This is a genomic window from Christiangramia sabulilitoris (genome assembly GCF_007050985.1).
GTDB lineage: Bacteria > Bacteroidota > Bacteroidia > Flavobacteriales > Flavobacteriaceae > Christiangramia > Christiangramia sabulilitoris.
The window spans coordinates 296,451-311,160 of sequence record NZ_VHSF01000003.1; the positions used below are offsets into that span (position 1 = coordinate 296,451).

18 protein-coding genes are annotated in these 14,710 nt (G+C 39.8%); 10 read left to right on the forward strand and 8 right to left on the reverse strand.

The window, feature by feature from the left end:
- Positions 1-5: 5 nt before the first annotated feature.
- Positions 6-974, forward strand: a complete 969-nt coding sequence (locus tag FGM01_RS11535; protein ID WP_143411328.1) for an L-histidine N(alpha)-methyltransferase — start codon at positions 6-8, stop codon at positions 972-974.
- Positions 975-991: 17 nt separating this feature from the next.
- On the forward strand, positions 992-1,273 hold the full coding sequence (locus FGM01_RS11540) for a DUF427 domain-containing protein (RefSeq protein WP_143411329.1): 282 nt from the start codon (positions 992-994) through the stop codon (positions 1,271-1,273).
- An 18-nt stretch (positions 1,274-1,291) separates the two neighbouring features.
- Here FGM01_RS11540 and FGM01_RS11545 read toward each other — a convergent pair whose 3' ends face one another.
- Together FGM01_RS11545 and FGM01_RS11550 are read right to left on the reverse strand one after the other, a co-directional pair.
- Entirely contained in the window at positions 1,292-1,582 is a 291-nt protein-coding gene (locus FGM01_RS11545; RefSeq protein WP_143411330.1) for an isoamylase early set domain-containing protein, read from the reverse strand.
- Positions 1,583-1,772: 190 nt separating this feature from the next.
- Complete coding sequence (locus FGM01_RS11550; protein ID WP_243735795.1) at positions 1,773-2,849, reverse strand: aminotransferase class V-fold PLP-dependent enzyme; 1,077 nt, start codon at positions 2,847-2,849, stop codon at positions 1,773-1,775.
- A 63-nt stretch (positions 2,850-2,912) separates the two neighbouring features.
- Here FGM01_RS11550 and FGM01_RS11555 point away from each other — a divergent pair, with 63 nt between their 5' ends.
- The 5 genes from FGM01_RS11555 (at position 2,913) to fabD (ending at position 6,279) form a co-directional block, all read left to right on the forward strand.
- The gene (locus tag FGM01_RS11555) at positions 2,913-3,371 is read left to right on the forward strand and encodes a 2TM domain-containing protein (protein WP_143411332.1); all 459 of its coding nucleotides are present in this window, start codon (positions 2,913-2,915) and stop codon (positions 3,369-3,371) included.
- Between the two features lie 5 nt (positions 3,372-3,376).
- On the forward strand, positions 3,377-3,859 hold the full coding sequence (locus FGM01_RS11560; protein WP_143411333.1) for a dihydrofolate reductase: 483 nt from the start codon (positions 3,377-3,379) through the stop codon (positions 3,857-3,859).
- Entirely contained in the window at positions 3,846-4,706 is an 861-nt protein-coding gene (locus FGM01_RS11565) for a fructosamine kinase family protein (RefSeq protein WP_143411334.1), read from the forward strand. The genes FGM01_RS11560 and FGM01_RS11565 overlap by 14 nt, the downstream gene beginning before the upstream one ends.
- A 97-nt stretch (positions 4,707-4,803) precedes the next feature.
- Entirely contained in the window at positions 4,804-5,304 is a 501-nt protein-coding gene (locus FGM01_RS11570; protein ID WP_143411335.1) for a pyridoxamine 5'-phosphate oxidase family protein, read from the forward strand.
- A gap of 90 nt (positions 5,305-5,394) precedes the next feature.
- Positions 5,395-6,279, forward strand: coding sequence for an ACP S-malonyltransferase (fabD, locus tag FGM01_RS11575; RefSeq protein ID WP_143411336.1), 885 nt, complete (start codon positions 5,395-5,397; stop codon positions 6,277-6,279).
- 105 nt (positions 6,280-6,384) lie between these two features.
- Here fabD and FGM01_RS11580 read toward each other — a convergent pair whose 3' ends face one another.
- Together FGM01_RS11580 and FGM01_RS11585 are read right to left on the reverse strand one after the other, a co-directional pair.
- Positions 6,385-7,668, reverse strand: coding sequence for a metal-dependent hydrolase family protein (locus FGM01_RS11580; RefSeq protein WP_143411337.1), 1,284 nt, complete (start codon positions 7,666-7,668; stop codon positions 6,385-6,387).
- A gap of 1 nt (position 7,669) precedes the next feature.
- Positions 7,670-8,803 (reverse strand): DegT/DnrJ/EryC1/StrS family aminotransferase, encoded by a 1,134-nt coding sequence (locus FGM01_RS11585; protein ID WP_143411338.1) that lies wholly within the window; start codon positions 8,801-8,803, stop codon positions 7,670-7,672.
- A gap of 98 nt (positions 8,804-8,901) precedes the next feature.
- Between FGM01_RS11585 and FGM01_RS11590 the strand changes: the two genes are divergently transcribed.
- The 3 genes from FGM01_RS11590 to FGM01_RS11600 all read left to right on the forward strand — a co-directional run bounded on the left by FGM01_RS11590 (position 8,902) and on the right by FGM01_RS11600 (position 10,808).
- Positions 8,902-10,146 carry a 3-deoxy-D-manno-octulosonic acid transferase gene (locus FGM01_RS11590; protein WP_143411339.1) on the forward strand — a complete coding sequence of 415 codons (1,245 nt, stop codon included), beginning with the start codon at positions 8,902-8,904 and terminating at the stop codon, positions 10,144-10,146.
- An 86-nt stretch (positions 10,147-10,232) separates the two neighbouring features.
- Positions 10,233-10,472: a hypothetical protein gene (locus tag FGM01_RS11595; RefSeq protein WP_143411340.1), complete on the forward strand. Its 240-nt coding sequence runs from the start codon at positions 10,233-10,235 to the stop codon at positions 10,470-10,472.
- 57 nt (positions 10,473-10,529) lie between these two features.
- A complete protein-coding gene (locus tag FGM01_RS11600; protein WP_143411341.1) occupies positions 10,530-10,808 on the forward strand; it encodes a hypothetical protein in 279 nt (92 codons plus the stop codon).
- Positions 10,809-10,858: 50 nt separating this feature from the next.
- Here the strand turns inward: FGM01_RS11600 and FGM01_RS11605 are convergent, their stop codons facing one another.
- The 4 genes from FGM01_RS11605 to FGM01_RS11620 all read right to left on the reverse strand — a co-directional run bounded on the left by FGM01_RS11605 (position 10,859) and on the right by FGM01_RS11620 (position 14,652).
- Positions 10,859-11,626, reverse strand: coding sequence for a LexA family transcriptional regulator (locus tag FGM01_RS11605; protein WP_143411342.1), 768 nt, complete (start codon positions 11,624-11,626; stop codon positions 10,859-10,861).
- 82 nt (positions 11,627-11,708) lie between these two features.
- Positions 11,709-13,697: a heavy metal translocating P-type ATPase gene (locus tag FGM01_RS11610; RefSeq protein WP_143411343.1), complete on the reverse strand. Its 1,989-nt coding sequence runs from the start codon at positions 13,695-13,697 to the stop codon at positions 11,709-11,711.
- A gap of 106 nt (positions 13,698-13,803) precedes the next feature.
- Entirely contained in the window at positions 13,804-14,220 is a 417-nt protein-coding gene (locus FGM01_RS11615; protein WP_143411344.1) for a Fur family transcriptional regulator, read from the reverse strand.
- 90 nt (positions 14,221-14,310) lie between these two features.
- The gene (locus FGM01_RS11620) at positions 14,311-14,652 is read right to left on the reverse strand and encodes a hypothetical protein (RefSeq protein WP_143411345.1); all 342 of its coding nucleotides are present in this window, start codon (positions 14,650-14,652) and stop codon (positions 14,311-14,313) included.
- Positions 14,653-14,710 lie beyond the last annotated feature (58 nt).

The following is a 14,710-nucleotide window of genomic DNA, read 5'->3' on the forward strand; positions in this document are numbered from 1 at the left end:
GTTAAATGAAAAACACACCGGAAATTATGTTTGAATCGGCCTTTGCAGAAGACACGTTCAAAGGGTTGAGCAGCTTCCCAAAATATTTACTTTCAAAATATATTTATGATAAGAAAGGTGACAAACTATTTCAGAAGATCATGGATATGCCAGAATACTATTTAACATCCTGTGAATTTGATATCCTTCAACAGAATGCTGAAAATATTATCACCTCTTTTTATGATGCCAGGGGAATTGACCTTATAGAATTAGGTGCTGGTGACGGGAAGAAAACCAAGATCCTGCTCAGGCAACTGGTGGAAACAAAAGCAGATTTTAAATACCTACCTATAGACATAAGCCAAAACGTTCTGGACGAACTGAAGGATTCCCTGGCGACCGAAATTCCAGAGGTAAATGTCGAAGTTCAACAGGGAACATATTTTAAAACCCTGGAAAGGCTCGCCGAATATAATACCCGCAAAAAAGTTATCCTGGTACTCGGGAGCAATATTGGCAATTTGAATCATGAGGAAGCAGTAGATTTTCTCCGCAACATTGCGCATGCCATGCGGGAAGAAGATATGTTATTCATGGGATTTGATCAGAAAAAGCATCCGCAAAAAATTCTGGATGCCTATAATGATCCTGCCGGTATTACTGAAGAATTCAATAAAAATCTACTGGTACGTATAAACGAAGAATTAGGAGGGAATTTCAATACAGAGAATTTCATGCATTGGGAAACCTATAATCCGGAGACCGGAACCGCGAAAAGCTTTCTGGTGAGTAACAAGAAACAGCAAGTAGAAATAAAAAACCTGGATCTTAATTTAGAATTTGCAGCCTGGGAAACCATTCATACAGAAATATCCCAGAAATATGATGATGCCGTAGTAGAATGGCTGGCAGATGAGTCCGGTCTAAGTGTCGATAAGTCTTTTGGCGACAAGGAAAACTGTTACAAAAACTATATCTTTAGAAGAAAATAATTTCAAAAAAGACCACTATGAAAGCTATCTGGAATAATAAGGTCATAGCTGAAAGCTCCCGAACGAAGATCGTGGAAAACAATTATTATTTTCCAAAAGAAGATATAAAGGAGCAATATTTTAAACCCAGTGACTATCACACCCGTTGTCCCTGGAAAGGCAAGGCTTCGTACTATCACATAGAAGTAGATGGCGAGCTAAATAAAGACGCGGCCTGGTATTATCCCGAGGCCAGCCATGCAGCGAAACCTATCGAAGATCACGTAGCCTTTTGGAATGGCGTAAAAGTCACTGAGTAATAATTAGAAAAGGACCTTTTAAACCTTCAGCAAACTGTTATCTGCAGCTGCGAAGTCACTCCATTGATATCCGTCGGCTTCCTCCTCGTTCATCCATTTCCCGTCAATAACATATCTAAATTGATAGGTTTGATCTACAGGAACATTGAACTGTGCTTTAAAATTACCGTTCTTGTATTTTTTTAACTCAGATAAATTCCAGCTATTAAAATCTCCGGCTACCTCAACCTTATCTGCTTCAACAGCAGGTACAGTAAAAGTTACTTTACATTCAGGCTTAGACTTTAAATATTGTTTTGTAATTGGCATGACTATTTTTTTAATAATTCACGCTTCAAATTAAAGTAATAAAGAAATATAAAACAATAACAATCAATAAGTTATCTTCATTTTTCCGAATATCTGAAAGAATCCTGAAATATTTAGAATACTCGTGAATACGAAAACGTTATTCTAAAAATTAAATGCAATTTTAGGAACTAAAGCAGAGAATTAAAATTTAGATCTTCAGAGCTTTAAAAAGTTGATTCAGGTCTTTTTCGGTATTATAATAGTGCATACTTACCCGGATGCCTTCACCCCTTAGCGAAGTAATAATACCTTCACTTTTAAGATGATTAAAAAGATCCTCATCCCCTTTAATATTGAATAGCGAAGAATAATCCTCTCGCTCTGCGATCCAGTCTTCGAGCAGTCCTGCCTTAACAAACCTGTGTCTCGCCATCTCTTTCAGGCTGTTTATCTTCCCGCCAATGGTATCCATCCCCACTTTCTGCAGAAGATCTATGGCCACTTTCAAACTTCCAAAATTTAAAGTATCGTAATGCCCCGGTTCAAATTTGCCTATAAAATTGCCTTCATGAGCTTTATATTTCCCCTGAAGAGATCCAAAACCAAGGTGTTTAGGATGTAGTTTTCCCTGGACATTTTCGCTGAATAGCATTACTCCACAGCCATAGCCTGCATTCATCCACTTATAACAGCTACTTATGGCTATGTCTATACCCGAACCATCAAAATCAAAATCTTCAGTACCAAAATATTGGGTCCCGTCAGCGATCAGGATCAATTCCGGAAATTTTTCCTTTAATTTATTTAGAAACCCGATTGAAATTTTAACTCCATTGATATACTGCACAATACTGAAAGCAAAAAAAGCAGGCTTCTCTTCTTCAATTCTGGCCAGGATATTTGTCTCCAGGTTTTCGTCTAATTTGGCAAATACCACTTCAAAATTCCTGGATTTCACTGCCCAGTTTATCGACGGATAATCATTTTCAAGCAGTAATACTTTACAGGGCTTATCTATGCTTTCCAGAATACTATTAAACCCATATGAAAAATTAGGAATCAGAGCGACCCGGTTTGGTGCACAATTAAAAAAATTACCTACGCTTTCGCGTACGGTAGTAAGCACTTCTCCCATTTTATCTTTCAGCAAGCTCGCTTTTAAGAAGAAATCCATATCGTGATCCTGCCGGTACTCCCAGACTTTTTCGGGCAATAAACCAGATGCCGCAGTATTTAAATAGGTGTATTGCTCTAAGACTGGAAAGCCTTTTCTTAAATAATCCATAAGCCTTTGGAAGTTCTTTTGATAAAAATGTAAATTTGATAATACACTAATGTAATTGTAATTATGTTTTCTAAAAAGAAAAGCCCTTCTAAAATAGATTACGAACAAAGAGAACTTTATGAAAATGCCAGGAAAAGAGCCAAACAGAAAAAACGGCTCTTTCAACATTTTGTGATCTTTTTAATAGGTGCAGTTTTTCTCATTGTACTGAATGTCATCATTGGATACCAGGAAGATTTTAAGCCGCTGGGATATAACTGGTTTGTGTGGGCAGTACTATTATGGACCCTGATTTTCCTGGTTCATTTCTTTAATGTACTAATCGTAAACAGTTTGATGGGAAAAGACTGGGAAGCAAAACAAGTAGATAAGCTGGTAAAAAAACAAAAAGAAAAGATCGCACAATTACAAGAAAAGGTAGAAAGAGACTTCCCGCTTCCCCGAGAAAATAAGGACATCAGACCCATTTCAACAGATAAAAAAATAAGTCCTGAAAATCCGGATAAACCTATAAACAGCTAAATATTATGATCACCATAATTGCGGCAGCCGCAGAAAATAATGCCCTGGGCAAGGAAAATGGCCTGGTATGGCATTTACCAGACGATTTTAAAAGATTCAAAAGATTAACCTCCGGGCATCATATAATCATGGGTAGAAAAACCTTTGAATCTTTTCCAAAATTACTTCCAGACCGCACCCATGTTATAATTACCAGAAAAGAGGACTACCACCCTGAAGGGACTATTGTGGTTCATTCTCTTGAGGAAGCCCTTCGCGTTTCAAAATTAGATGAGCAGCCATTTATCATAGGTGGCGGAGAGATCTATAAGATGGGAATGGATAAGGCCGACCGTTTAGAACTTACCCGTGTACATGGGGAATTTGATGCGGACACCTATTTTCCGGAGATAGATGAAAGCAAATGGGATCTCATTAAAGAACAATTCCATGAGAAAGATGATAAGCACGATTATGCTTTCACTTATCTAACTTATGAACGAAAATAATCATAAGTCTATATTATATAAAATTGCTGAAAAGCAACATCTCAACCTTACCGGGTATACACCACTGAGTGGAGGTGACATCAATGATGTCTTTTTGCTGGAAACAACCTCTGAAAATTTTGTCATCAAGCTAAATGATGCCTCCAGTTATCCGGGTATGTTCGAAGCAGAAAAAGCCGGTCTGGAAATTTTACGAGCTCCAAAAGTTATCGATATTCCTAATCCTATAGCGATTGGGGATATAGACGGTTTATCATTTTTGCTTCTGGAATATAAACCATCCGGCAAGCAAAGTTCAAAATTCTGGGAAATTTTCGGGGAGCAGTTAGCCGGCCTGCATCAGCAAACGGCTGCTTCTTTTGGTCTTGACCACAGCAATTATATTGGAAGCCTGCCACAATACAATAGCAAGCGGGGATCTGCAGCAGATTTTTATCTTGAAATGAGGCTTGAACCTCAAATAAAACTAGCCCGGGATAAAGGTTTCAATTTCAGAATTCCCGAAAGTTTTTTCACTAATTGCAGTCAACAAATTCCTGATGAACCACCTGCCCTCTTGCATGGAGATCTTTGGAACGGCAATTACCTGATAAATTCTGAAGGCCTGCCCTGCCTGATAGATCCCGCCGTAGCATATGCTCCAAGGGAAATGGACATCGCAATGATGCACTTGTTTAGAGGATTCAACGATAAACTTTTCAGGAGCTATCATGAAATATACCCCCTGGAAAGCGGCTGGAAGGATAGATTAGATCTCTGGCAGCTGTACTATTTACTGGTTCATCTTAACCTTTTCGGAAGTCCTTACCTCTCCCGGTGCACCGCTATTCTGGATAAGTATAGTTGATTTTACATTTCTTAACATCAATACATTTATTTTTAGCAGTTCCTTAGCGCATAAGCCGTCTCATCTAAAGTATCTTCAATCAAAATTAAAATTGATTATGAGTACAAAGAATTTATATGACGACAAGGCGAGAGAAAAAATCAAGGAACTGGCAGAAGATATAGACTATTGCATGCTGGTCACTAACATGGATGAAAAACCCCTTAGTGCTGTGCCTATGTCGACCAAGCAGGTAGATGATCATGGTGCGGTATGGTTTCTAAGTAAAAGCAGTAGTGAGCATAATAAGAATATTCAAAAGGACAGCGATGTGCAGTTACTGTATAGCGGAACTTCAGATATGGAATTTTTGAGTATTTATGGAGAAGCTTTTATTGAAACCAATCGCGAGGTGATTCACGAATTATATTCACCGGCAGACAATGCCTGGTTTGATGGTAAGGATGATCCTGAAATCACTGCCATAAAAATAAATCCGAAAGAAGCTTATTACTGGGATAACAAAGACAGTAAAATGGTGACCTTATTCAAACTGGGAATGGCTGCTGCAACAGGAAAAAACCAGGATATTGGTGAAAAAGGAAAATTAGAACTATAAGGACTATAATTTTTACTAAGACCTCATAGCAAATCTTTGTTATGAGGTCTTTTTATTTATACCTATTTTTGTTGACCTAAACCAATATTTATGAAAGCATATATTTTTCCAGGACAGGGAGCCCAGTTTTCGGGAATGGGATTGGATCTTTTCGAAAAGTCTATCGAAGCGCAGGATTTGTTTCGCCAGGCAAATGATATACTCGATTTTTCTATTACAGATATAATGTTTGAAGGATCAGCAGAGGATCTAAAACAAACTAAAGTAACCCAACCGGCTGTATTTTTACATTCTGTGATCTTAAGCAAGGTTCTGGGAGCTGACTTTAAACCAGATATGGTGGCAGGTCATTCCCTTGGTGAATTTTCAGCACTTGTCGCAAATAAAACCCTGAGTTTTGAAGACGGACTAAGATTGGTATCGCAAAGAGCCCAGGCTATGCAAAAGGCATGTGAACTTGAACCTTCAACAATGGCCGCGGTATTAGGCCTGGAAGATGAATTGGTTGAAGCTGTTTGCTCCGAAACTGAAGGTATCGTAGTAGCAGCCAATTATAACTGTCCCGGCCAGCTGGTGATTTCAGGAGCATACCAGGCGGTAAAAAAAGCCTGTGAAAATCTAAAGGAAAGAGGAGCCAGAAGAGCGATGATCCTTCCGGTAGGTGGCGCATTTCATTCACCTTTGATGGAACCGGCCAGAAAAGACCTGGCGGCAGCCATTGAGAATACCAAATTCAGTAATCCAATATGTCCTGTTTATCAGAATGTAAGCACCTTTGCGGTTACTGATCCTGAAGAGATCAAGAAAAATCTCGTTTTTCAATTAACCGCCCCGGTAAAATGGACCCAATCTGTTCAGAATATGATCAAGGATGGAGCCTCAGAATTCGTGGAAGTAGGTCCTGGAAAGGTTTTGCAGGGATTGGTAAAAAAGATCGAAAGAAGCATGCAAACTTCATCTGCAGGAGTTGAATAAAATAAAAATAATTTCATAAGAAAAGCCAGATTGTAAAAATCTGGCTTTTCTATTTCTGATGAAAATTACAATTATTGAATCATAGGTTTCAATAATTTGTAGTTATTATTGATTCTTAAAAACAATTCCCTCTTTCATCACGAACTTCACGTCCTCCAGGGTTTTGATATTTACGGTTGGATCTTCATCTACGGCGATAATATCGGCAAGAAAACCTTTTGCAATTTGTCCGCTTTCATTTTCCATTTTCAGGATCTTTGCAGGGATAATGGTCGCCACCTGAATGGCTTCCATTTCTGGCATTCCAGCTTCAACCATATATCCAAACTCCTTGGCATTCTTTCCGTGCTCAAAAACTCCGGCGTCTGTTCCAAATGCTATTGGGACTCCCCTTTTGTAGGCTTTTGAAAACGTGTTCTGAATTTTAGGCCCTATCTCCTTCGCTTTAGGCACCACCAGTTCCGGATAATAATTTTCGATCTCAGCTTTTTCGGTCACTTCCTTTCCGGCGGTGATCGTTGGAACCAGGTAAGCATTATATTCTTTCATAAGATCCATGGTCTTTTCGCTCATAAGCGTGCCATGTTCTATAGTTTTCACGCCAGCTTTTACAGCCCTCTGCATTCCTTCATCCCCATGGGCATGTGCCGCAACGTGAAAACCATAATCATTGGCCGTCTTAACGATTTCCTCGATCTCTTCATCAAAGAATTGCGGGTTGGAACTACTTTTAGCTACACTAAGCACTCCACCGGTGGCAGTGATCTTGATAAGATCTGCTCCGTTCTTATAGCGCTGCCTTACTGCTTTTCTTGCATCTTCAACAGAATTTACCACTCCTTCTTTTGGCCCGGGATCTCCGGTAAGGGCCCTGTTCATTCCGTTGGTTGGATCTGCGTGACCACCTGTGGTAGCAAGGGATTTCCCCGCAGTAAAAATCCTGGGACCATTTACCTTTCCTTTAGCTATTGCGTCTCTCAACGCTATATTGACCCCGGTACCTCCAAGATCTCTTACCGTGGTGAAACCAGCTCCAAGTGTCTTTTCAGCAAAACCTATCGAGTTGAAGGCGTCATCTGCAGGATCATTGGTAAACCTTTGCAGATATTTTGAGGGATTAGTTTCATTTTCCAGGTGTACATGCATATCTGTTAAACCTGGAAGGACCGTTTTTTCCTTTAGATCGATCAATTTATCATCTGCTGAAGCCGGATCTACAAACCCCTGCTCAACGCTTTTAATTCTATTGCCAGATACAATTATGGTTTGCGCATTTAATACTTTAGCATTTTTGGTGTCTACTAATTTTCCCGCGTGAATATAAATATCCTGGGCCATTATATTTGAAGTAACAAATATGGCCAGCAATAAAGTAATAAGTTTAGGCATATTATTGATTTAGGTAGTTAATGATAGTTTGGGTAATATATTGTATTTGCTCTTCGTCCAACTCAGTGTGCATAGGTAAGGAGATTACTTCCTTAACCAACTGATTGGTAACTGTAAAATCTTTTTCATTATACCGGTCATCCAGGTAGGCTTTTTGTCTATGCAAAGGGATTGGGTAGTAGATCCCGAAAGGAATTCCTTTTTCCTGCAGGTGTTTGGCTAATCCATCGCGTTTTCCATTACCTATTTTCAGGGTATACTGGTGAAAAACATGAGAATCGCAATCGCCACTTCTAACCGGGGTCACAATATCTGTATAACTACTAAAGGCTTCGGTATAATTTATTGCGGCTTCTTTTCTTGCCTCGTTGTAAAGGTCAAGATTTTTAAGTTTAGCTCTTAAAACAGCTGCCTGAAAACTATCCAGTCTGGAATTTACCCCCACCACATCATGATGATAGCGCTCATACATACCGTGATTTACAATGCCGCGAATGGTATGCGCCAGCTCATCGTTATTGGTAAATATCGCACCGCCATCCCCGTAACAGCCCAGATTCTTGGAAGGAAAAAAAGAAGTAGCAGATACATCCCCTATGGTACCGGCTTTACTTATACCATTTTCCACGGAATGATAATTTGCACCAATGGCCTGGGCATTGTCTTCTATCACATAGAGATCATGTTCTTTTGCAATTCGCATGATCGCATCCATATCTGCAGTTTGCCCGAATAAATGAACAGGTACTATTGCTTTTGTATTAGGGGTAATTGCTTTTCTGATCTCTTCAGGATCTATATTGAAAGTATCCGGATCTACATCTACTAGCACCGGGGTCAATTGAAGTAAGGCAATTACTTCTACCGTAGCGGCAAAAGTAAAATCTGCGGTGATTACCTCATCCCCTGGTTTTAATCCAAGACCCATCATGGCGATCTGGAGGGCATCGGTTCCATTAGCACAAGGGATGACATGCTTTATATTTAAATATTCTTCAAGTTCTTTTTGAAAGGCGTGAACATGGGGACCATTAATAAAGGAAGTCTCTTCCAGGATTTCCTGCATTCCTCTGTTTACCTCCTCTTTTATACCTTGATACTGACCTTTAAGATCAACCATTTGAATCTTTTTCATCTACAATTTTTTTCAGGATTACGAAAATACGAAATATAGGTCCTACTGGCAATCCAATTATTGGGAAAGACCTATTTTAGCAAATTCAAGTTTTAAGTGTGCACAGAATTTATAACGTACTGGTAAAACTAAGTAGCGCCGTTCTGGAATTGGCGGGCATATTTAGTCCTAAACTGAAAGAATTTACTGCAGGCAGGAAGGATCTCTTTTCCAAACTGGAGAAAAACCTGGACCGGAATTCAGAATATTTCTGGATACATGCGGCCTCCCTGGGAGAATTTGAAATGGCCGTGCCCCTTCTCAAACTGCTGAAGCAAAAATTCCCGGAGACCAAAACAGTAGTGAGCTTCTTTTCTCCTTCAGGATACAATAATAAGAAAAACCATGCGCTGGTGGATCATTTCACTTATTTGCCTTTGGACACCAAAGAAAATGCCCGGAAATTCATCGAAATGCTAAATCCAAAAATGGCTTTTTTTATTAAATATGACTTCTGGCCCAATTTTCTGCATGAACTGAAAAGCAAACAGATAAGGACCTTCCTGGTATCTGGAGTGTTCAGAAGAGACCAGGCCTTTTTCAAGCGATATGGAAAGTGGATGGCAGAGTCTTTAGAAGCTTTTGAGCATTTCTTTGTTCAGAATAAAGAATCTGAAACCTTACTGAATTCAATAGATTTTGATAATGTTACCGTTGCGGGAGATACCAGGTTTGACAGGGTTGCGGCCCAGATAGAGGCAGATAATCAAATTGACTTTATAGAAGATTTCAAGCAAGACAATCTGCTCGTGGTTTGTGGAAGTACCTGGCCTGAAGATGAGGAATTGATGGCGAACTTTATCAATAATTCAAGAAGCATCAAATTCATCATCGCTCCACATGAAATTAAACCGGCAAAAATTGAAAAACTGTACAGAGCACTAAAAATTCCCACCATTAAGTATTCTGAAATGCAGGGAAAGGACCTGGCATCTTACTCAGTTCTTATTCTGGATACAATAGGTTTGCTTGGAAGGGCATATAGTTACGCCGATATTGCCTATGTAGGCGGTGCGGCAGGGACCACCGGGCTCCATAATATCCTTGAACCGGCGACCTTTGGAATCCCTATCGTAATTGGTGCTCATTACAGCAAGTTTCCGGAAGCCAAAAAATTACGACAGCTGTCCGGGTTGTTTTCTGTTAAGGATGATCAGGAATTTTCAGCAATAATGACAAAACTATCGGCAGATGCAGTATTTCGTGAAAAGTGCGGTATGATCGCCGGCCATTTCATCAATAGTAATACCGGTGCAGTAAGGATACTCGAAGAGTACCTCGCTGAAAGCTTACGTAAATATTAACATACTTTCCTAAATATAATTTAAATAAAACCTGCGAATCGGTTTTAGTTGTAATTTCGATTGAAATAACCAATAAACTATTTAAAATGAAACGACTATCGATCCTGGCAAGTTTACTTATAATAGGCTCTGCATCTCTTACTTCCTGTAGAGATACTCAGGAAAAGGAAACTATCGTCAGAACGGTTGAGGTAGAAAAGGAAGTGGAAGCTCCCAGAGAAGTTGAAGAAAAAGAAGGCATTCTGGAAAGAACCGCAAAAAAAGTAGATAAGAAGGTCAATGAGGAAATCGACGAGGAAATCGATAAAATTGGCGACGATAACTAAACCGGTCAAGGAACTGATCGTTTCTTAAACAGAACCATAAACCAAAAACTATAAAAGATGAAAAAACCGATTGTAATGTTCGCTTTAATGCTTTGTATGGGAGTATTTTTTACCTCCTGCAGAGATACAGCTAAAGAAAATGAAACCGACGACATGGAAATGTCTGACGATATGGATGACGTAGAAGATGACGCAGAAGACGCCATGGACGATGTTAACGACGATATGAACAGCGTTGGAAATGATATCGAACAGGCAGCAGACGATGCAGGGGATGCAGTTAAAAATGCCGCCAAGGATGTTAAGGATGAAGTCACCAACAATGACGACAATTAATCCTTATTATTAAATTCTTTATGAACCCTTTCCTTAACGGAAAGGGTTTTTTAATTTTTAAAAGATTTCAATTCCCTCTTTAGTTCTTCCATAGACTGTTGAAGCTCCTGGAACAGCCCACTATTTGAAGGATTATCAAGATTAAAGGTAAGCTTGGAATTTACCTGCCAGATCTCCTGGATCTGATGTACATTGATCTCTAAAGGCAAATATTCTTCATTCAGGGAAATAAGCAGGACCTTGGATGGATCTGGCATTTTTTGCAGTTTCTTTACCAGAACAGAATCATACATTACGATCACATATACCCGGTTATTGCTTGCTTCTTCTATACTGGAAACCGCTTTACCCATCACCCACTCACCGGGCCTGTAATCTGGCAGCATACTATCTCCTTCTATTTGAAAACCACGATAAGTAGCATTTCTGAATTCCGGGAGGGGAATATCAAAAGCCGGCAATTGATTATACCATTCTACATCCTGTACATTGTGCGGATAACCGGCCGCAGCTTTCTGGTTTACCAGGACGATATTTTCATTATCAGCATTATCCACGGTTACGACCTTGGGACTCACATCTCCCTGGGAGATCTTCAGGTATTTCTGACCACTTTCACCAAACAACCACAATGGATTGATCCCGAACTGACTTAAGAGCTCGGAAACCACCTTACCGGAAAGTTTTGTTCTACCACGTTCTATATCTGCCGTAGAGTTTTTAATGCCCAATAATGCGGCAAACTCGGTTTGAGTGTAGTTATTTTCTTCACGCACTTCCTTAAAGTGCTTTATTTCAATAGATCCGGGTGTACCCATAATTAACAGATTAGGAATATTTCCAAAATTTACTCAAAAATATTGGATTTAATCCTATTTAACTAAAAAACCTATTGAAATTTCACAAATTACTGTACTTATCCTTGAAACCTAATAACCTTAGGGCATTTAGCACGACCACAATGGTGGAACCTTCATGGAAAACTACGGCGATCCCTATATTAGCCCAACCAAAGATGGTTGCCGGTAGTAATAGAGCTACTACTCCCAGGCTAATCCATAGGTTTTGTTTTACCACTTGTTGAGATTTTCTGCTGAGACCTATGGCAAAGGGTAATATTTCCAGTTTATCTGCCATCAGGGCGATATCGGCAGTTTCCAGGGCCACATCACTCCCGGCGGCACCCATGGCTATACCCACGGTACTATTGGCCATCGCAGGAGCATCATTTACACCATCCCCTATCATGGCGATCTTATTTTCTTCTTTCTTGAGCTGAATTATTTTTTCCACTTTCTCCTCGGGCAGCAGACTGCCATAAGCATCTGTTATACCAATCTCTGAAGCTACAGCATCCGCTACTTCCTGATTATCACCTGTAAGCATGATCATTTTCCTGATGCCGATACTTTTTAACCTGGAAAGAGTTGACCTGGCTGCTTTTCTGGGAGTGTCCATAAGTCCCAGGATCCCACTGAATTCCTGGTCATTTTTAACCAGCATTACCGTCTTTCCCTCCTTTTCCAACTGCGTAACCTTTTCCTTAACCATCTCGGGAACTCCGCCTATATCATCATATAATTCCAGGTTTCCTATTCTGATTTCTTCACTATTCACTATACCCCTGATCCCTTTTCCCTGGATAGCTTCAGAATCTGAAACTTCAGGCAGACCGTTCAAATGATCCATTCGTGCACGGCCATCGCGAACCACTGCTTTTGCCAGGGGATGATTACTGGAACTTTCCAGGGCAATCACCCTGCTTAGAAATTCGTCTTTGGACAGGCCGTTTAATAAAACCAGATCGGTAAGTTTTGGCTTCCCCTCAGTAAGTGTACCGGTCTTATCAAACGCCAGCGCCCGGAGGGTACCAAGATCTTCCAGCGGTTTTCCTCCTTTGATTAGAACTCCTCCCTTCGCCGCGCGGGCTATTCCGCTTAATACTGCAGAAGGCGTGGAAATAGCCAGAGCACAAGGACTCGCAGCTACCAGGGCCGCCATGGACCTGTAAAAACTTTCCTGCCAGGTCTCATCCACAACCAAAAAGGCAAAATTTAATAGGATGATTAGAATTAGTACTGCCGGGACATAATATCTTTCAAATTTATCTGTAAGTAATTGGGTAGGCGACTTTTTTTCCTGTGCTTCCTGCACCATAGTGATCAACCGGTTTAAAGTGGAATGCTGTGATTCCTTAATCACTTTTACTTCAATACTGTTATCACCATTGATGGTACCCGCATATACCCTGTTCTTGGCCGGGATTTCCTCGATAGATTTAAATTCTATCCCGGGATCATTTACTGGCTGCTTATCTACCGGGATACTTTCTCCCGTAATAGGAGCCTGATTAATGCTGGTTTTTCCCTTGATCAATATAGCATCGGCACTAACAGTGGAATTTGGCCTTACCCTGATGACATCGCCTACCCGCAGGGATGTAATATCAACTTCCACGTACTCCCCGCCCTGCTTTTTTAGTGCAGTCTTCGGGGATAAATTCGTTAAGGCCTCAATAGATTTAGTAGCCTTTTCCATAGCGAGGTGCTCTAAAGCATGCCCAAGACTAAAAAGAAATAATAATAATGCTCCTTCGGCCCATTTATCCAAAAGTGCAGCACCTATAGCTGCTACCAGCATTAGGAAATCGATCTGGAATTTACCTTTGGAAATCTCATCAAAAGCTTCGGTTAAAGTAAAATAACCGCCAAAGCCGTAAGCTACAAGGTAAGGGATGACTACATAAATAAAGGGAGCGTCGCTAAAGGTATCCAGCAAAAATCCTGTCAATAAGAAGATTCCGCTTAAGACAGCAAAAATAATTTCGGTTCTCTCCCCGAAAATACCATCATTATGAGGTTTACAACACCCATGATTATGTACGGCCATTTAATAAATATTTAATTGTGTTCAGTATTCCTTACCAACTTAGGTTTTTAAGATCGGCAGGATATCTGGCAAGATAAGATGAAAAACATGCAACTTAAGTGCAAATCTATTTAAGGTTGCATTTGTCACATACTCCCTTAACCAGCAGGTTCATGTCCTTACTAAGGTACCCCTTTGGTAAGCTTATATGCGGAATTTTGTGATCTGTAAGGCAGACGGTCTCATTGCATTTGATACAATGAAAATGAAGATGAAGGTCCTGGAGTGCAGTGGTACCGGTGGTTTTATCGTCCAAAGCATATTTTGCGATACCGGTTCCATCATTTATTTGGTGTACCAAACCCTTTTTTTCAAACGTTTTGATAGTGCGGTAAAGGGTTGTTCTATCAGATTTATCAAAACCTGACTCAATATCATTAAGGGTGGCCGCAACATTTCTGTCCCGTAAATATTTATACATCAACAGCCTGATAGCGGTTGGCCTGATATGGTGTTTCTTCAGAACTTCTTCTATTTCGCCCATTTCATTAATGAAATTAATCAAATTTAGCACGAAATCGATTAGAAAACCTAAAGGATTGGTCTAAGATGAGTACACCCTGGCCTTTGAAAATTACAATACTTTGAGTTCTATAATCCAGAAGCCAATGATAAGAAGCAGGGATATAACCATTCCTCCAAAGATCATGGTCAAACCTCGATGCTCAATTTTCATTTTATCCAGTTCCACTTCCAGATATTTGCTCTCAGCTTTTTCCAACCTGAGAAAATTATGTATACCTAATTTAGAAGCTACCTTTCCTCTTTCCGTGAGTTGAATTTTACCTGTTCTCGTAATTCTAATAAGATTGTTTTCTCGCAGGGTATTAATAAATTTAATGGAAGTCATCTCTCTAAGATCAGATACCTTCATCCCGTCATTAAACGCCATGTCTTTTCTTTCTGCTATCTCCATATTAACATTTCATTAACTTTTGAATAACACTAATTAACAAAATATGCCCGGTTTAAAA

What these genes read in the sequence shown, in the direction of transcription:
- FGM01_RS11555 (WP_143411332.1), top strand. Translation starts at nt 2,913, where the DNA reads ATGTTTTCTAAAAAGAAAAGCCCTTCTAAAATAGATTACGAACAAAGA.
- FGM01_RS11605 (WP_143411342.1), bottom strand. Translation starts at nt 11,626, where the DNA reads ATGGGTACACCCGGATCTATTGAAATAAAGCACTTTAAGGAAGTGCGT.
- FGM01_RS11600 (WP_143411341.1), top strand. Translation starts at nt 10,530, where the DNA reads ATGAAAAAACCGATTGTAATGTTCGCTTTAATGCTTTGTATGGGAGTA.
- FGM01_RS11535 (WP_143411328.1), top strand. Translation starts at nt 6, where the DNA reads ATGAAAAACACACCGGAAATTATGTTTGAATCGGCCTTTGCAGAAGAC.
- FGM01_RS11580 (WP_143411337.1), bottom strand. Translation starts at nt 7,668, where the DNA reads ATGCCTAAACTTATTACTTTATTGCTGGCCATATTTGTTACTTCAAAT.
- FGM01_RS11570 (WP_143411335.1), top strand. Translation starts at nt 4,804, where the DNA reads ATGAGTACAAAGAATTTATATGACGACAAGGCGAGAGAAAAAATCAAG.
- fabD (WP_143411336.1), top strand. Translation starts at nt 5,395, where the DNA reads ATGAAAGCATATATTTTTCCAGGACAGGGAGCCCAGTTTTCGGGAATG.
- FGM01_RS11615 (WP_143411344.1), bottom strand. Translation starts at nt 14,220, where the DNA reads ATGGGCGAAATAGAAGAAGTTCTGAAGAAACACCATATCAGGCCAACC.
- FGM01_RS11565 (WP_143411334.1), top strand. Translation starts at nt 3,846, where the DNA reads ATGAACGAAAATAATCATAAGTCTATATTATATAAAATTGCTGAAAAG.
- FGM01_RS11545 (WP_143411330.1), bottom strand. Translation starts at nt 1,582, where the DNA reads ATGCCAATTACAAAACAATATTTAAAGTCTAAGCCTGAATGTAAAGTA.
- FGM01_RS11560 (WP_143411333.1), top strand. Translation starts at nt 3,377, where the DNA reads ATGATCACCATAATTGCGGCAGCCGCAGAAAATAATGCCCTGGGCAAG.
- FGM01_RS11620 (WP_143411345.1), bottom strand. Translation starts at nt 14,652, where the DNA reads ATGGAGATAGCAGAAAGAAAAGACATGGCGTTTAATGACGGGATGAAG.
- FGM01_RS11585 (WP_143411338.1), bottom strand. Translation starts at nt 8,803, where the DNA reads ATGAAAAAGATTCAAATGGTTGATCTTAAAGGTCAGTATCAAGGTATA.
- FGM01_RS11550 (WP_243735795.1), bottom strand. Translation starts at nt 2,849, where the DNA reads ATGGATTATTTAAGAAAAGGCTTTCCAGTCTTAGAGCAATACACCTAT.
- FGM01_RS11595 (WP_143411340.1), top strand. Translation starts at nt 10,233, where the DNA reads ATGAAACGACTATCGATCCTGGCAAGTTTACTTATAATAGGCTCTGCA.
- FGM01_RS11610 (WP_143411343.1), bottom strand. Translation starts at nt 13,697, where the DNA reads ATGGCCGTACATAATCATGGGTGTTGTAAACCTCATAATGATGGTATT.
- FGM01_RS11540 (WP_143411329.1), top strand. Translation starts at nt 992, where the DNA reads ATGAAAGCTATCTGGAATAATAAGGTCATAGCTGAAAGCTCCCGAACG.